This is a genomic window from Deltaproteobacteria bacterium, assembly GCA_013151915.1.
Lineage (GTDB): Bacteria > BMS3Abin14 > BMS3Abin14 > BMS3Abin14 > BMS3Abin14 > BMS3ABIN14.
In genome coordinates this window covers 1-15,715 of sequence record JAADHJ010000038.1, presented here as the reverse complement: position 1 = coordinate 15,715, position 15,715 = coordinate 1, and the positions used below count along the sequence as shown (strand labels likewise).

At 55.8% G+C, this 15,715-nt stretch carries 17 protein-coding genes; 3 read left to right on the top strand and 14 right to left on the bottom strand.

Annotated elements, in window-relative coordinates:
- Together GXP52_07690 and GXP52_07685 are read left to right on the top strand one after the other, a co-directional pair.
- A partial coding sequence (locus GXP52_07690) for a DUF4145 domain-containing protein (GenBank protein NOY87164.1) occupies positions 1-324 on the top strand: 324 nt, incomplete at its 5' end.
- 395 nt (positions 325-719) lie between these two features.
- The gene (locus GXP52_07685) at positions 720-1,121 is read left to right on the top strand and encodes a DUF2784 domain-containing protein (GenBank protein ID NOY87163.1); all 402 of its coding nucleotides are present in this window, start codon (positions 720-722) and stop codon (positions 1,119-1,121) included.
- A gap of 416 nt (positions 1,122-1,537) precedes the next feature.
- Here GXP52_07685 and GXP52_07680 read toward each other — a convergent pair whose 3' ends face one another.
- Genes GXP52_07680 through def form a run of 8 tightly spaced genes read right to left on the bottom strand, consistent with a single transcriptional unit; the run spans position 1,538 to position 8,178 of the window.
- Complete coding sequence (locus tag GXP52_07680) at positions 1,538-1,963, bottom strand: hypothetical protein (protein NOY87162.1); 426 nt, start codon at positions 1,961-1,963, stop codon at positions 1,538-1,540.
- Between the two features lie 58 nt (positions 1,964-2,021).
- Positions 2,022-2,858 (bottom strand): hypothetical protein, encoded by an 837-nt coding sequence (locus tag GXP52_07675; protein NOY87161.1) that lies wholly within the window; start codon positions 2,856-2,858, stop codon positions 2,022-2,024.
- Positions 2,855-3,544, bottom strand: a complete 690-nt coding sequence (locus GXP52_07670; GenBank protein NOY87160.1) for a ribulose-phosphate 3-epimerase — start codon at positions 3,542-3,544, stop codon at positions 2,855-2,857. The genes GXP52_07675 and GXP52_07670 overlap by 4 nt, the downstream gene beginning before the upstream one ends.
- Positions 3,545-3,589: 45 nt before the next feature.
- Positions 3,590-4,540, bottom strand: a complete 951-nt coding sequence (locus tag GXP52_07665) for a PASTA domain-containing protein (protein ID NOY87159.1) — start codon at positions 4,538-4,540, stop codon at positions 3,590-3,592.
- Between the two features lie 40 nt (positions 4,541-4,580).
- A complete protein-coding gene (rsmB, locus tag GXP52_07660) occupies positions 4,581-5,948 on the bottom strand; it encodes a 16S rRNA (cytosine(967)-C(5))-methyltransferase RsmB (protein NOY87158.1) in 1,368 nt (455 codons plus the stop codon).
- Entirely contained in the window at positions 5,914-6,711 is a 798-nt protein-coding gene (locus tag GXP52_07655) for a DUF116 domain-containing protein (GenBank protein NOY87157.1), read from the bottom strand. The genes rsmB and GXP52_07655 overlap by 35 nt, the downstream gene beginning before the upstream one ends.
- Before the next feature lie 31 nt (positions 6,712-6,742).
- Complete coding sequence (locus GXP52_07650) at positions 6,743-7,669, bottom strand: methionyl-tRNA formyltransferase (protein NOY87156.1); 927 nt, start codon at positions 7,667-7,669, stop codon at positions 6,743-6,745.
- Positions 7,669-8,178 carry a peptide deformylase gene (gene def / locus GXP52_07645; protein ID NOY87155.1) on the bottom strand — a complete coding sequence of 170 codons (510 nt, stop codon included), beginning with the start codon at positions 8,176-8,178 and terminating at the stop codon, positions 7,669-7,671. The genes GXP52_07650 and def overlap by 1 nt, the downstream gene beginning before the upstream one ends.
- A gap of 268 nt (positions 8,179-8,446) precedes the next feature.
- On the opposite strand from def, the gene GXP52_07640 reads away from it, so the two are divergent.
- Positions 8,447-8,809: a hypothetical protein gene (locus GXP52_07640; protein ID NOY87154.1), complete on the top strand. Its 363-nt coding sequence runs from the start codon at positions 8,447-8,449 to the stop codon at positions 8,807-8,809.
- 16 nt (positions 8,810-8,825) lie between these two features.
- Here GXP52_07640 and priA read toward each other — a convergent pair whose 3' ends face one another.
- The 6 genes from priA to GXP52_07610 all read right to left on the bottom strand — a co-directional run bounded on the left by priA (position 8,826) and on the right by GXP52_07610 (position 15,572).
- Complete coding sequence (gene priA / locus GXP52_07635) at positions 8,826-10,997, bottom strand: primosomal protein N' (protein ID NOY87153.1); 2,172 nt, start codon at positions 10,995-10,997, stop codon at positions 8,826-8,828.
- A complete protein-coding gene (locus GXP52_07630; protein ID NOY87152.1) occupies positions 10,994-11,575 on the bottom strand; it encodes a hypothetical protein in 582 nt (193 codons plus the stop codon). The genes priA and GXP52_07630 overlap by 4 nt, the downstream gene beginning before the upstream one ends.
- On the bottom strand, positions 11,572-12,114 hold the full coding sequence (locus GXP52_07625) for a hypothetical protein (protein ID NOY87151.1): 543 nt from the start codon (positions 12,112-12,114) through the stop codon (positions 11,572-11,574). The genes GXP52_07630 and GXP52_07625 overlap by 4 nt, the downstream gene beginning before the upstream one ends.
- Positions 12,107-13,054: a MinD/ParA family protein gene (locus tag GXP52_07620; GenBank protein ID NOY87150.1), complete on the bottom strand. Its 948-nt coding sequence runs from the start codon at positions 13,052-13,054 to the stop codon at positions 12,107-12,109. The genes GXP52_07625 and GXP52_07620 overlap by 8 nt, the downstream gene beginning before the upstream one ends.
- 15 nt (positions 13,055-13,069) lie before the next feature.
- The gene (locus GXP52_07615; GenBank protein ID NOY87149.1) at positions 13,070-14,374 is read right to left on the bottom strand and encodes a DUF1015 domain-containing protein; all 1,305 of its coding nucleotides are present in this window, start codon (positions 14,372-14,374) and stop codon (positions 13,070-13,072) included.
- 295 nt (positions 14,375-14,669) lie between these two features.
- A complete protein-coding gene (locus GXP52_07610; protein ID NOY87148.1) occupies positions 14,670-15,572 on the bottom strand; it encodes a sulfurtransferase in 903 nt (300 codons plus the stop codon).
- Positions 15,573-15,715 lie beyond the last annotated feature (143 nt).

Sequence of the window (15,715 nt, the reverse complement as noted above, 5' to 3'; positions counted from 1 at the left end):
ATGTTCCGTCTTTGTACTGATCTTGCCACTAGAGCGATGCTCCCTGAGTGTGAAGCGGATGGTCTCAATAAAAAAGTGCGCCGCAGTTTAGGACTTCGCCTGCCCTGGCTTTTCGATAATGACCACCTTCCAGAAACGCTTAGAGAATTGTCTACTTGTATCAAAGATGATGGCAATGATGGTGCTCATGAAGGGAATTTGACTAAGGAAGATGCGGAAGACATTCTCGATTTTACATTTGTACTGCTTGAGCGCATATATACGGAACCGAAGCGAATCGAACTCGCTAATGAAAGAAGGGAAACACGTATATCTAAGACCTAAATTAAAGTTCAGCTGAATTAGCTACGATATGATCGGACAATTGTCTTTGTAAAAAGGACAGTCACGGCTATCCTTTCTGAGGAGTCGACAAACTCATTCATGAAAACCTCCGGTGTCTGAGCATGAATTATGGCATTACCGATACTTTTTGTTGGTTATTTTACTGACGGTCGTTTGATGCAGGCCCAGGGATCAAGCAATTTCGGCACGGCCAGTGCCGGGGCATGAATTTTGGCTTTTCTTAATATATCAATCTAATATGCCAAGAGTCATCTTCCTGCACCAAGAGGGGGTCCGTGGGGTCACCACGGTGGCCCCCCACGGTGGCCCCATCGGCAAAATTGATGACGTACTGGCGTAATTTTGCCGCTGTAGCGCGTTGTTAGGGGGCACAGATGGATTCATCAACAGTCTTCCTACTAGCTGCCGATACAATCCTGCTGCTCCACGTGCTATTCGTCGCCTTTGTTGTGATTGGTTTGTACCTTATATTCGTCGGTAAGGCTCGTGCATGGTCTTGGATCCGCAATCCCTGGTTTCGGTTAATGCATCTTGTAGTAATTGGTGTGATCGTCATTCAGTCGTGGCTCGGCGTTATATGCCCGCTCACTACAATTGAAATGGCACTACGTTCACGGGCCGGCGATACCGTATATTCCGGTTCTTTCATATCACACTGGCTAGAAAATATTTTGTACTATCAAGTGCCACCATGGGTCTTTGTCGTTTGTTATACGATATTCGGTGCTGTAGCCTGTGCTAGCTGGTTTTGGATCCGTCCGCGACGATTTTACTAAATCTACAAGTCACCACGCCACCTAACAAATCGTTAAGCCAGATCGGCGCAAAAAATGAGCGCGTGGGGTCGGATCTCACATCCTCAGGTTTTAGGAAAACCTCAGGCGCCGCCCATAAAGAGACACCCCATCAACAGCAAAAGTAAACCTTAAACAGGGACTGGTTCTCTGCCTTTCTTTCACCGATATCAACGCTCCCATCACATCCGATTTTTCTTAAAATTTGGGGTGAATCTTGGGGTCAGAGCCCAGATCCTCAGGTTTCGGGCGAATCGTTGAGGAACGCGTGGGGTCGCCTCATATCCTCAGGTTTGCTGAAGAGAATCCGCGGCGGAAATGGCAGCGTGAATGGCCAGGAGACCTGCACCCCGCGGCCCGTTGAACGTTGAACCTTGGGCCAGGACCCTGGCCCAGGATCACCACTTCACGCTGCTTGCCGTAGCCGTGATGATTTCGTTCTTTTTTGTCAGGGCCCTGACCTGGAGGCTGAAGGAAGCGCCGTCGGAGGAGTAATTGATTCCAGGGGCGGGGTCCCACATCAGGTCGGCCATATCCGGCGGCAGGCTTTTTGAAGCGAGTATTTTCCTTAACGAATCGTAATCGTATACCTGTGTGTCCTTGGGGTATTCACTGTCCGCGGAACCCGCTGCGTACATCATCAGGGCGGACCGAACCTGCCGGACGTTGGCAACGGCCGTTTTCAGCATGGTCGTATCCTTCTGGTTGTACATACTCTTGACAGGCTGGACGACATCCTCATCCATCGTCTTCTCGCACCCGAGTGAAAGAGAAAAAGTGATGAGCAGGATACACAGTAAGGCGGTCTTAAATGTTTTCATCATTGGATGTCGGACCCGTTCTTCCCCTCTGGACTCTGGACACTGGACTCTGGACTATCTTTTACTTTTCTCTGCCCGAATGGGGGGCTTCCCTGTACGGGATGGGGATGTACTGTACGGAAGGACGTCTGGACGAAGGTTGCGGGAAGAGGGTCATGTAGTGGAAGACTTCCATTGGGACTCCGCCTGAGACGGGAAGACCTATCTCTTTCGCCTCGTCGAAGGTAATGGGGTAATCGTGGGTCCACTGACCGCTAGTCAGCGTCCTGGCCAGCTTATGAGCCGCCGCCTTCTTCATCTTGCCCTCAAGAATCCTCGTCACACAGCGGTTAACCTGTTTCATGGCCTTGCGGCTTATGTCCGCCAGGATGAGCGTTTCATCGTCCACCTTGTCAATGGATTTGCTCTCGGAGGCGCTGATGATGGATGCCGCGGGATATTTCCCCACCTGGGGGTCCACGGGTCCGAGGACAGCGTTTTCATCCATGCAGATCTCGTCGGCGGCCAGGGCAACCAGGGTGCCGCCGGACATGGCGTAGTGGGGGATAAACACGGTTACCTTGGACGGATGCCTCAGGATGGCATGGGCGATCTGTTCCGAAGCCAGCACCAGGCCGCCGGGAGTGTGAAGGATGATGTCGATGGGGATGGAGTCGTCGGTCATCTTGATGGCCCGGATGATGTGTTCCGAATCCTGGATGTCAATATAGCGCATCAGGGGAAATCCGAAGAGGCTGAGGGTCTCCTGGCGATGGATCAGGGCTATTACACGGCTGCCCCTGGAGGTTTCTATTTTTCTCAGAGTGCTGATTCTTTTGGAATCCAGCACCCGGCGCTGAATCAGCGGGGAGAAGGCGGAAATGAGGAAAAGTATCCAGATAATATTTAAAAAACTCATGATTTTCCTCCTGCAGCATCCCGGGGATGAGGATTCTTTATCCTGGAGATGGCCTCCTCATAAGGTGGATTGTGGAAAATAGAGGACCCTGCCACGAGAATCCGGGCGCCCGCTTCGATGACATCTCCGGCATTTTCAGGGCGAATGCCGCCGTCGATCTCAATCTCAGCGTTCATCTTCAGCTCATCGAGCAGGGCCGTCAGGTCCCGCAGCTTTCCCAAAATCCCGGGTATGAATTTCTGGCCCCCAAACCCGGGATTAACGCTCATAATGAGGATGTAATCGACAATATCGGCCAAGTAACGCAGTTGATCCATGCCCGTGGCCGGGTTGAACACCACCCCGGCCCTGGCGCCGTTCTCCTGGATGAGGTTCAAAGAACGATCCAGGTGGGGACATGCCTCCTGGTGGACGCTTATCATATCAGCGCCTGCGTCGGCGAAGGCCTTGATAAACCGGTCGGGGTTCTCAATCATGAGATGGCAGTCGAAGGGCAGGCCCGTACACTTCCTCAATGAGGCAACCACCCCGGGACCGATGGTGATATTGGGTACAAAATGGCCGTCCATCACGTCCAGGTGGATAATATCCGCCCCTGCCTCCTCCACGGCCTGTATCTCGTCGCACAGGCGGGAAAAGTCGGCGGAAAGGATGGATGGAGCGATAAAGATTTCCCTGTTTTTCATGATCTTCTCCAGCGAGCCGGCAGATTGCTTCCCTTTCCCTTACTATCAGGGAACGTCTTTTTCCTCAAGCAGCGATCCGTCCACGTAGGCCTTCAGGGTTCCGGCCTGGGGGACAGGAACAGGAATTGTCACCGATGTTCCGGGATCGATCGTTTGGCTGAACACCTCCGAGGTTTCCTGTCCGGCGGATAGGACGAGACGGAGGTGATGGGGGAGAAAACCCGGCGGGGCGGCATACCGATAGAGGACCACCGGGGATGTTTTTCCCGGTTTTGGGAGGGCCGTGATGGTTAGGCTGACGGTCTGGCCTTCCTTGATGGCACTGCCCGGCAGGGGATGGGTTTCGCTGACGGTCCCGGGGGGCAATTCGGTGGATTCCAACTCATTGATACGGCCGGCCTTCAGTCCCCAGGCCCGGATTGTCGCCAAAACGTCTTCCACCGGAAAACCGGTCAAGTCGGGAAGAAGATATGTCAGGACCGGGCTTCCCTCGCTGAGTAGGACATCCACCTCCTGGCCCCGGGCGGCGAACACCCCGGCAGGTGGCGCTTGAGAAATAACCGTACCGGGGTCGGTTTCGGCGAGATGAACCCTTGCAACCTTCCCCACCTTGAGGCCGGATTGGGAGAGCTGGAGCTCAACCCGTCTCAGGCTCAGGCCCGCCAGGTTCGGCACATGGACGGTACGGGTCCCCTGGCTCAGCACCACCCGGATAATGCGGTTTTTCCTGGTTCTGACCCCGGCGCCGGGATCCTGGGAGATTATATAACCGGGCGGGACGGAGGCATCGAAGTCGGATGCAGCGATGCTAAGACCCAATTGCCGGCGGCTTAGAATCTCGAGGGCCGCACCTATCTCCTGACCTTGCACATCAGGAACGGTCACCTCGCCGCCGCGTGTCAGGAATGTGAAAATCACCCACGCGCTCAGAACCGCCACCAGAACCATCGCTGATGCCAGTAGAAGGATCTTGCCCAGAAGGCCGAAACGATTCATGAGGTTATCCCGTCCGCCTTGATGACTTTTTGCGAAGTCATCAATTTTTTACCAGCATGGCCGCGTAAAAACCGTCGCAGTTATGCAGATGAGGCCATGTTCTCAGCTCACCCCTGGGCGTAAAGAGGCTTGCGTCCATGTCGCCGCAACGGATTTTGAAATCCTCCAGCATGAAGTCGGCGCTTTCCAGGAATCGGGTCACAACCTCCTCGTTTTCCTCCTGAAGAATGGAACAGGTCGTATAAAGGAGCTTTCCTCCTGGAGCGAGACAGGCGCCGGCCGCCCTTAAAAGATCATTTTGCAGGCGGACAAGATTTATGATGCCTTCGGGGTCCTTTCTCCATTTCCCCTCCGGGTGACGTCTCAGAACGCCTGTGCCCGAGCATGGGGCGTCGAGGAGAATTTTGTCCGGTGGGGAGGCAAATATCCTGGGAAAACTCCGGACGTCAGCGGCAAGGAGGCGCACCGAATCGATCCCAAGTCGGGAAAGGGCCTGTCTGGTCATCCGTAGACGGCCGGGGTTCCGATCCACCGCTATGACTGAGCCGCGGCCGCCCATTATCTGGGCAAGGTGGCCCGCTTTCCCCCCGGGAGCCGCGCATGCATCGACCATGATCTCCCCGGGTTTTGGATCCAGAAGAGGGGCAATCAGTTGGGCGCCCTCGTCCTGAACGGTACAATGTCCCTCCCGAAAAGGCGAGAGGGTCAATGGGGCAATACCTCTTTCGATTACAATGGCGTCGGCGGAGATGTGTCCGGGCCTGGCCGGCAAGCCAAGTGAAACCAGCTCCTCCAGAAGGCTGTTTCTGTCTGTCCTGAGGGTGTTGACCCTTATGGTCAAGGGGCCGGGATGGTTGGTTGCCTGGAGGATCCGGCGGGTTTCCGGGATTCCCCATTGCGTGATGAGGCGATCCACGAGCCAGCGGGGCATTGAATTCACCAGTGACATGTGCCCCCCTGGATCCCTGCCATGGTCAGGCATGGGAGTCTGCGGAGCGATGGAGGCCCGTCTGAGCACGGCATTGACCAGCGGAGCGAATCCGGCGTACCTGGTCCCCTTGGTTGCTCGGACGATTTCATTCACAGCAGCGTGAATAGGGATTTTATGAAGAAAGATGATCTGATAGATGCCGAGTCGCAGAAGGATGCGGACCGGTTCGGGAAGGTGGTTTTTGGGTTTATCCAGCAGGGCGTCGATGCGGTGATCGAGCAGCAGACGATGGCGGACGACACCCTGGGTCAATTCCGTGACAAGCGCCCTATCTCTGGCGGACAGGGAGGAATGGGCGAAGTCTCGCTCCCGGATGGATTCGAGAGATGACTTCCCGTCCTCCCATTCGTCGAGGATCTTCCAGGCCGGGTATCTTGCGCCCTCAGGAGGTCGTTTTCTGCCCGGTTTCGATTTCACTGGGTATGGAATCCTCCGCAAGGAAGTAATTCAGGGCCTCCCTGACTTTCTGGACACTGACCCGTGTATTGATGCACGGTCCCTCGGGCCTGTCCAGGAGTATGCCGATAACCGGAATGGGGTAAGTGTCGGCAATGCCACTTGAAAGATCCCTCTCGCAGGCGATTCCTACAATAAGCTGAGGCTTGGCCTCGATGACAACCCTCCTCGCGAGGGACCCGCCGGTAGCGACAGTCATCTGTATGCCCATCTTCTCCGCTATCCTGGTCAACTCGGAGAAGTCGCACTTTCCGCAGTGTCTGCAGTTCTGTACGTCCACCGTTATCCGGTAGGGACAGACATCCCTCTGAACACAGTGGGGCATCAGAATGAGGATGCGCTTGGGGGGAGCCTTCCTGGTCTCCGATCTCACCAACTCATTGTTGATCTCCACGAACGACCGTCTGATATCGTCCTTGGGGATGCCGAAGAGCCGGCCGACTGCCGTAATGGCGGGCAGCATGTAGCGAATGAGTATCCCGCGTATCCATTTTGTACCGGGCATCACGCGGCCCCGAAGGATGGTCAGGACGATTAGAATAATCCCCATGCTGAAAAGAATCAGCAGGCCGATAAAGGACCAACCGACGATAACGGGAAGGTTTGAACCGAGGGTTTCAAACCCCTGGTAAGGAAGATACCAGAGGACGAAAAGGCCCAAAGCGATCACCAGCTCCAGGCCAAGAAGAAGACCCATGAAGAGGCGTTTCTTTGCCTTGGCCATCAGGGGCATTCCTCCCTGTCGCCGGCCTGTATCATTCCCCCAGCCTCTCTCCCGGCAATGGGCGGTATCCGGAAATGAATTCGGCCGCTCCCATTTCCCGTTTTCCTTCGGGGCACAGGCGGACAACCATCAGCGACCCCGTCCCGCAGGCGATTTCGATTCCGTTCTCTCCGGTTCCCATGATCGTTCCGGGCCAGGACCCCTTGCCGGCCATGGGGACCGCTTTAGTGATCCGAAGCCTCCTGCCGCGACGGGTGGTAAAGGTTCCCGGCCACGGTAAAAAACCACGCACACGGGCGGCGATCTCCTTTGAACCCATGGACCAGTCGATTCTCCCGTCTTCCTTGGTCAACATGGGCGCGTAGGTGGCGAGGCTGTCATCCTGCGGCTGAGGACGCAGCTTTCCCCTTTCCAGGGCGGGGATGCCTTCGAGCAGGGCTTCCGCGCCAAGGTCGGAGAGGCGCTCCGCCAATTGTTCGAAGGTTTCATCCGGTCCTATCTCCACCTTCTTTTGCAGGAGAACCGGCCCGGTATCCATCCTCTCGTCCATCTGCATGAGAGTGACTCCACTTACCGTATATCCCCTGGCAATGGCCCACTGGATGGGCGCGGCGCCCCTGAGCTCGGGTAGGAGGGAGGTGTGTATATTGACGCATCCCAGGCGGGGGATTTCGAGAACCTCGGGAGGGAGTATCCTTCCGTAGGCCATGACCACAGCCAGGTCAAGGTTGAGATTATGAAGGAAGGTCCGAAAGTTCTCATCCCTCACGCTCGAGGGAGTTGCCGGCTCGAAACCCAACTGGATCGCCTTCAAAGCCACTGGAGAAGGTTCGACCTTCAACCCCCGTCCTTTTCTTCGGGGGGGTTGGGTCACGACGCCCACAAGGTCTCCGGCAGCGAAGGCCGCCTCCAGCGCAGGGACGGCGAGCCTGGGGCTGCCCATGAAGACGAGGCGCATCAGGCTTCCTGGGCCAGTATCTTCCGGACCTTTCTCCGGTAAAGATCCCGTCTGACGGACGATGCGTAATCCATGATGACATGTCCCTCAATGTGGTCCAGCTCATGCTGGATAGCCACAGCGAGAAGGTCCTCGGCCTCCAGGATCGTGGGCGTACCCTCCAGATCCTGAAAGTGAACCTGAACCACCTTGGCCCTTTCAATCTCCACGGTAAGCTCTGGGAAACTAAGACATCCTTCCTCAAAGGAGATGGAGCCTTCGGAATGGACGATCTCGGGGTTGAGAAAAACATGGGGGACGCCATCGCCGGTGGGACCGGTAATATTCACAACCACCATCCGTATACTTTCGCCGACCTGTGGAGCGGCCAGACCGATACCAGGTGCGTTGTACATGGTTTCGATCATGTTGTCGGCGAGTTTCCGGATATAGTCTGTCCCGGGTTCTGCTTGTGAACAGACATCCCGGAGGACAGGATCCGGAAAGGTCCGAATAGGCAGTATTGCCATGTGTAACCTCCGTAAAAACATCATAACCCACCTGACGGGCAAGTCAATATCTGGACGGCCTTCCCGTTTGACCGGGTTTCCCGGTGAATGCTATCATGGTAACTTAAAGTCCAGAGTTGCGGAGTCCAGAGTCCAGGGTCCAGAGGGGAAAAACGGGTCCAACGTCCAACGGGGAAGATCAAGCGTATCCATGTACCCGGGTATCGGAGTGTCGAAAAAGGGACTATAAGGGACAGGATACAAGGAACGAAGGGAAAAGGAGCAAAAGATGACGGTGAGATGGGACGAGATCCTTTCCGAACTCAAAAGGTTGAAAGATGTCGGGGAAAAGAACGATGTGCCGGAGGTCAGCGAAGCTGTCATGAACCTCCAGCGGATGATCATTGAACTGCAGGAACATTTCATCGAATTGCTGAGCGAGATCGAACGGTTGAAAAAGACGGACGATCTTCCGAAAAAGGTTTTCTTTCGGGGCACCTATGTCTACCTGGAGGATGATCCGGAGCCCCATTGCCGAAAATGCTATGATGACGGGAGAAAGATGATCCACCTGGGAAGAAAACAGCGCCTGGGATTGGGCGGGAAACCGGGCAGGATGTGTCCGAAATGCAGGGGCTTTTTCAGGGAGTAGAAGGACCGAGGCCGATCTACATCATGTTGTAAGGGTCTACTCTCACATGGACCCTGATTCCTGGAAGGTGAAAGGCCCCTGTGTTTTCCAGCGCAGCGGAGAGGTCCCGGTGGCTGTCGGCGAGAAGAAGAAAATGCCATCGGTGGCGGTTTCGGATCTTCGGAAGGGGGGCTGGAGATGGCCCGAGGATGCGTATCCCGGCCGAACGCGGGATGCGGCCGACGAGTTCCCGAATGGCCGCCATCACCCTTTTTTCCGAGATCCCGTCCGCAATGACCCGGCCCAACCGCTTGAATGGTGGATAGCCGAACTCCTTCCTTATGGCAGTCTCGGTCTTGTAAAAGACGCCGTAATCCTGGCTCAGGGCCGCGACAACGGCGTAGTGTTCCGGGAAGTAGGACTGCACGATGACCCTGCCCCTCGTGCTGCCCCTTCCGGATCGTCCCGAAACCTGGGTAATGAGCTGAAAGGTTCTCTCCGCCGCCCTGAAATCCGGAAAGTCCAGCGCCTGTTCGGCGTTGAGTATGCCTACGAGTGTTATACCGGGAAAATCGTGGCCTTTTGCCAGGATCTGCGTTCCCACCAGGACCTGGATTTCACCACGGTCCATGCGCCTGAAAACGTTCTCCAGGGCGCCTCGTTTTTCCATGATATCCCTGTCCAGCCGCTCGACGACAGCGCCCGGTAAAACAGCCTGCAGAACCTCTTCAATCCGCTGCGTTCCCGTCCCGACAGGGGCAATCCGGCTACCTCCGCAGGATGGGCAGATGGACGGAGGGGGCTGAACGTGTCCGCAGTAGTGGCAGAGCATCCCTCTGGAAAGATGGTAGGTGAGAGTGACGCTGCAGTTCGGACAGGCCAGGGTATAGTTGCACTCGGGACAGAGGAGGAATGGCGCAAAACCGCGGCGGTTCAGGAAGATGATGGATTGTTCACCGCGTTCAACCGTATCCTGAAGGTTCGAGAGCAGTTTCGCCGAGAGGAAAGGGTGAACCGAACGGTCCACTTTGGGGTCCGCCATGTCGACTACCTCGATACCTGGATATTGCGAAGGGGTGGCCCTCTCGGGGAGAATGGCGAGCCGGTATCGCCCGGTTTCTGCGTTTCTGTACGATTCGAGTGAAGGGGTCGCGGAACCAAGGACGACCGGAATGTTCTCGATCTGGCCCCTCTTGACGGCCACATCCCTCGCGTTGTAGCTCGGAGCTTCCTCCTGGCGATAGGATGAGTCGTGTTCCTCGTCCACAATGATGAGACCGAGGTCGGGAACGGGAGCGAAAACACCGGAGCGCACGCCAACGGCCAGTCTGGCCCGTCCTAAAGCCAGTGCTTCCCACGCCGCTCTCCTTTCCCCCGCTGGAACGCCGCTGTGAAAAACGGCCACCTTGCCCGGGGCCATGGTGTCCAGGCGGGAGGTGAGCAGAGGGGTCAGGGCGATCTCCGGCACAAGGAGAAGGACCCCTTTTCCACTGTCGAGCATTCTTCGGGCTGCTCTTAGATAGACCTCGGTTTTCCCGGACCCGGTGATGCCATGCAGTAGGATGACGGTAAATTCGGCCTTGTCGGTGGACTCTATAATAGTCTCCAGGGCACTTGACTGATGGGGTGTCAATTTCAGGATTTTTTTTTCGTCCCGAATACGCATGGATGCCGGTGCACCGCCGGACGGACCTGTTGTGGAAGGCAGGACTATCTCGATGAGGCCGGTTTCTACGGCATCATCGAGCCTTTCCGTGTCTGTTTTACCCTCGAGGTAGGTGGATGTCCGCGGTCCCCTGGAAAGCAGGTCCATGATCTCCCCGAAGGGGCCTTTCTCATGGCATTCGTGGGCCTTTTTCCCCAGGGGAGTGAGGCGGAATTTCGCGCCCCGGTTCCTCCGCTCCAGGGGAGGGAGAAGCATCCTGAGGATAAGACCCAATGGAGAGCGGTAGTACCCCGCTGTCCATTGGGCCAGTTCAAGAAGCCCCGGATCCAGGGAAGGAGTGCCGGCCATGGCCAGCAGGCTGCGGGTCTTTACGGGCGAGTCGTCCACCAGCTCCACTACAACGCAGGTCATGGTCTTTTTTCCGAAAGGCGCCAACACGACGGTGCCGGGTGCGATACGGTCCACAAGTTGATCGGGGATTCGATAGTGGAACGTTTTATCTACAGGACGTGGGATGGCAACCCGGGCAAACCGGGCTGTCATGGGGAAGGGGCATTCGGTTTGGATAAGGACAGCCGTTCGATATATTCCAGGTTTCCCTCAATTCTGACCTCCGTCCTGGAAGGGTAGACCATGCGCTTCGTCAAGTGGACAGGGTCGAGGTAGAGGCATGTGACCCATCTTCCGGTTTCCGTAAGGACCTCGGCACGCAGCGGATAGAGATCCTTTTTCCTGATCCACAGGCGCGCGCCTGTGCCCTCCACCAGGTAGCAGACTGTGCTGTCGAGTCTGGTAAACCGGACGCCGGCATCCCCGGCGAAGAGTGAAGGGAGAATGGACCGCAGATTTTTAACGTCCATTGTCAGGAAGGGGTAAGGCAGATAGCCTGCAAGGAGCGCGTCATGGCGGTCTGCCGGCTCCTCACCCGGCCTCATGGGAACGGTGACGAGGTTTTCCTGAAGAAGCCGCCCATCAACATCCTCCAGAGTAACTGAAACCTGCACGGTTTTGATCCTCTGAAAGTGAGAGGACATCCTTCCCAGCAGGTCCGCGGCGGGGAGGATGTATGCGTTGCACACGGATGGCACCAGGACCAGGATGACGGTGGCCAGCAGTCTCACTTTTCGGTCGTCCCTTCCTCGTAGCAGGCAAGGTAGCGTGAGGTCAGATCCTCCGGGTCGGGAAAATCAAGGGCTTTGGCGAACTCGATGAGAAAACCTCTCAGATAAACCGGCGCAGGTAGGAGATCGTAAGCTTCCTTCTCAATGCTTTCCAGATATATCGAACGGATCCGTGTAATACCGGAGATGTCCTTTAGGGTCAGGCCCATATCCTCACGGCGCCTGCGGATATAGCTTCCAATGGCGTCTACGGGAAATTCCTCACCCGTATCCAGCTTGATGACAACACGGGGAGGCGGTTCGAAGAGCGGAAGGGATTCACTGCGGGAGATATCTCGGGAAATATGCAGATAGGCCCTTTCGATCTTCCGGAGTATCTCCTCCCGTTCCTCTTCTGTAATGAGAGAGTAGGTCGCCAGTGAACCATGGGAGTAAAGGGCTTTCATCTTTTCATAGGCCTTGGCGGCCTCGGCGGCCCCGGTCACTTCCTTTTTCAGCCCCAGGACCTCGTAGTCTTCCCGGGTGGCCCTGTTATTCAAGGGGGACCTCCCGGGTGGATAGTATGAGTTTCCGGACTATGCCATGGATGGTGTGGGAAAAGGGGCACGCGGCATATGCGTCGATTACGGGTTTTTTTAACCTGACGGCTTTCCGGACGCATTCATCCTCGTCAATAGTGCCCAATGGCCGGATGTCGATACCGAAGTAATCACGACACGCAAGGGAGATGTTTTTCCCGAGATCTTTTTCGTCAAACTTGCGCAACTGGTTTATAATTATGTTTGGGTGGAAATTGTCGGCCTCCTTCTGAAGCGCCCTCCCGGCCTCCGGGTCGATCTCGAAGACATTCTTGATGAGCGTGCGTGGGGACTGGATTCCCCGGGCGATCTTCTCTTCCATGGCCTTGTCGACAGCCAGGGTTACCCCCGATTTTCTGGTAGCCCGCTTGAGTTTCCTGTAAAAGGCCGCCTTGATGAAATGATATACGTTCTCCACCGATGTGGGTTCCGGGAGGACAACCAGTATCCCCTCCTGGGCGACAAGAAAAAAGTCCAGGATATTGAAGGCCGTTCCCGATCCCAGGTCCAGGAGGATGTAATCCACGTCCAGGCTGTGCAGATGGCGAATTATCTTCTCCTTCTGCGTAAACTTGGGGTTTGCCATCTCCATGAGCGCTTTGGACCCGCTGATGAGCCACAGGTTCGGGATGGGTGTCGGGGCCATGATGTCGCTCAGATTCGGAACCTTGCGGCGAAGAAAGTCGGTCAGGGTGTATTCGGGAGTCGGCATCCCGATGACCGTGTGGAGATTGGCGCCCCCCAGATCAGCGTCCATGGCAACGCAGCGTTTGCCGGTCCGGGCGAGGTGGATAGCCATGTTCGCTGTTATTACCGATTTGCCCACTCCGCCCTTGCCCCCGCCTATGGCCCAGATGCAGGGTTTTTGGATTTGGGAAACGAGGGTGGGTGTGTCGAACATTTTTCCCGGTCTTTCTCAGTCGCCGTGATTGTAGAAAACCAGGCCGGTAAGAAGCTTGGGGAAAAAGAAGGTGGATTTCTGCGGCATCCTCTCCCGCGCGGAGGTGACCGCAACGAGATCCTTCATGTCGGTGGAATGCATTACGATAAGTATCTGCCCTCCGGTTCTTGCCCTTTCCATGGCCTGGGTGACATCCTTGAAGTACTCAAGGTGCTCCTGGTGGCCTATCTGCTCCCGGGTCATTCCCAGGCAACGCATCATGACGAACTGCTCGGCAAGGGTTACATCAAGTTCCCGGACGGGTTTTGAGAGGTTGGGGATCTCCTTTCCAAGGTCCAGCCCATCCCGCATCCGGGCCCGCACAAAAGAGTTGCCGGCCGGGTCGTACAGGAGAAAACCACGTCCGTTCATACGCTTTGGCGGCAAACCGGCGCGAATGGCCGCTTCGATCTCAGGTTTTACGGAAGTTATTTCAAAGAACCTCGCGAGACAGTCCGAAAATTTGGAAAACTCGAAGTCATCGAACCCATACAGAAGCCGGTGGGTGGGAAGAATGGCCAGGCCCGGGTCCTCCATGCCCACGAGAGCCATCATGAGAAAGTTGTAGCCTTTTTCAGGGGTCGGATCAGGATCGTCGTCGGCCATCTCCCGTGCGTAGGCCAGGGCTGTTTCGTAGCGATGGTGTCCATCAGCGATGAAGAAATCACGGTCAGACAGGAGGTCCGAAAGCCGGGTGATAACCTTCCGGTCGTCAATGACCCACATTTTCCTCCCGATGCCGTCTCCATCGGTAATGTCGACCTCCGGCGTAGAAGCGAAGGTCCCTGTAAGGGTATCCTTGACCGAATCGGCGTCCCCGTCGAACAGGGCGAATACCTGGCTCAGGTTGGTCCTGAATGCTTTCATGACCCGAAGGCGGTCCTCCTTGGGGCCCTTGTGTGTTCTTTCGTGGGGGTGGATACGTCCGGTGTCGAGGGGTTCGAGACGGACCCGACCTATAATGCCCCAGCGCCTGCGTGGGGCGTTTTCGCCCGGCAGGAGGAAAGAATCCTCGATAAGATAGTACTTTGGCGACGTGTCCCGGATGAGAGTTCCGTCGGACATCCATTGCTCCATGAGACGGGCGCCCTTGGTATAATCGCCGACCTGGCCCGGATTGTCGCCCAGAATGAGCCTGACGCAATTCCGGTCATGACGCGAAAGGAGTTCCGCATGGCCGGCCGGGTCAATGACATCATACGGCGGGGCGGCGACCTTTTTGAAATCCTTGATTTTTTCGAGATTGTAGCGAATCCCTGCGAAGGGACGAATCTCAGGCATCAAGTACCTCCCGGTTCAGGTTGAACGATTAAGATAGCACTTGCCCATTCCCTGTTCAAGAGCAGGAAATGGACCTGTGTCGGCAATGTAATTATCTATTTCGATAAACTTACCGAGGGAGCCCTTCTCCGAAAAATCTGCTCTTATCTTGCTGATGGTGGTAAAGGGCTTCTGGAGATGAAGGACACCGGCGCCGAACAGGCGAGATATAAAGATCCCCCGGACAATAACTGTCCGGGGGATCTTTTGTTTTCGTTGTCCATGGATGATGTTGCGCCATCACCCGCCAGGAAAATTACAATGAGAAGGCAGCGCTGCTGGTGACAATGGGGAGATCCCTATTGTTGGCCCACTCGATCCAGCTGCCGTCGTAATTCCGTACCTCGGGATAACCGAGGGCCATAAGGACGAGAGAAGCGTAGGCGGAACGGATCCCTGTCTGGCAGTGGGCGATAACCTTCTTGTCGGGTGTGATCCCATGGGAAGCAAGCAGGACCGTCAGTTCGCCGGCCGGCTTGAGCACCTGGATCCCGTTTTCTTCATGGAGGAGCTCGGTCCAGTTCAGATGTGTCGCACTCGGGATGTGTCCTCCCCGATCCGCCCTCACTTCAGTTCCCTCGAACTCCGTGAGACGCCTTACGTCCCATATGATGGTACCCGGATCGTTAATGCTGGTGAGAACCTCGTTCGCCTTGGCACGGATAGGTTCTTGATCGGAGACCACATAGCTTTCGATACTTACAGCCTTGGTTGGGAGAAACCCCAGGGGTCGCCCTTCCTTTGCCCACTTCTCGTATCCACCGTTGAGCACATAGGCCTTTTCATGTCCGTAATATTTCAGTGTCCACACGAGCCGTGCGCTGTAGGGGTTGGTATGTTCCGCATAGACAATAACTGTCGTCTCAGGGGTGATTCCGTAGTGAATCATCAGGCGCTGAAACTCCTCAACCGTCGGCACGAGGCTTTTGACGCCACGTCGGAAGCTCAGGAATTCATTCTTGTCAATGTGTAAGGCCCCGTCAATATGACCCAGGAGATATTTGGGTTTAACCCTGACATCCACCACCGTGACCTGGTCCAGATTCTGGGCAAGCCACGAGGTTTCGACGAAGTAATCGGAGATGGCGGCAGCGGCGGGCTGTGACAGAACGATGGGAAAGAATATGGATAATATCGTTGCGATAATGATTGTTTTCATGGTGCTACCTCAATTCTTTTAAGGTTGCGGCGGGTTGTTTTCCGCCAATTCATTAAAACTTTTCGGACTTCGCGTTTTTTCCCCACCGTACACATGCACTGGCGATAACCTGCCACGATATCACCCCCCTTCCGGAATTCACG

Excerpts from the sequence above, each read along its gene's own strand:
- GXP52_07685 (NOY87163.1), top strand. The coding sequence starts at position 720 with ATGGATTCATCAACAGTCTTCCTACTAGCTGCCGATACAATCCTGCTG.
- GXP52_07680 (NOY87162.1), bottom strand. The coding sequence starts at position 1,963 with ATGATGAAAACATTTAAGACCGCCTTACTGTGTATCCTGCTCATCACT.
- GXP52_07675 (NOY87161.1), bottom strand. The coding sequence starts at position 2,858 with ATGAGTTTTTTAAATATTATCTGGATACTTTTCCTCATTTCCGCCTTC.
- GXP52_07670 (NOY87160.1), bottom strand. The coding sequence starts at position 3,544 with ATGAAAAACAGGGAAATCTTTATCGCTCCATCCATCCTTTCCGCCGAC.
- GXP52_07665 (NOY87159.1), bottom strand. The coding sequence starts at position 4,540 with ATGAATCGTTTCGGCCTTCTGGGCAAGATCCTTCTACTGGCATCAGCG.
- GXP52_07655 (NOY87157.1), bottom strand. The coding sequence starts at position 6,711 with ATGGCCAAGGCAAAGAAACGCCTCTTCATGGGTCTTCTTCTTGGCCTG.
- GXP52_07650 (NOY87156.1), bottom strand. The coding sequence starts at position 7,669 with ATGCGCCTCGTCTTCATGGGCAGCCCCAGGCTCGCCGTCCCTGCGCTG.
- def (NOY87155.1), bottom strand. The coding sequence starts at position 8,178 with ATGGCAATACTGCCTATTCGGACCTTTCCGGATCCTGTCCTCCGGGAT.
- GXP52_07640 (NOY87154.1), top strand. The coding sequence starts at position 8,447 with ATGACGGTGAGATGGGACGAGATCCTTTCCGAACTCAAAAGGTTGAAA.
- priA (NOY87153.1), bottom strand. The coding sequence starts at position 10,997 with ATGACAGCCCGGTTTGCCCGGGTTGCCATCCCACGTCCTGTAGATAAA.
- GXP52_07620 (NOY87150.1), bottom strand. The coding sequence starts at position 13,054 with ATGTTCGACACACCCACCCTCGTTTCCCAAATCCAAAAACCCTGCATC.
- GXP52_07615 (NOY87149.1), bottom strand. The coding sequence starts at position 14,374 with ATGCCTGAGATTCGTCCCTTCGCAGGGATTCGCTACAATCTCGAAAAA.
- GXP52_07610 (NOY87148.1), bottom strand. The coding sequence starts at position 15,572 with ATGAAAACAATCATTATCGCAACGATATTATCCATATTCTTTCCCATC.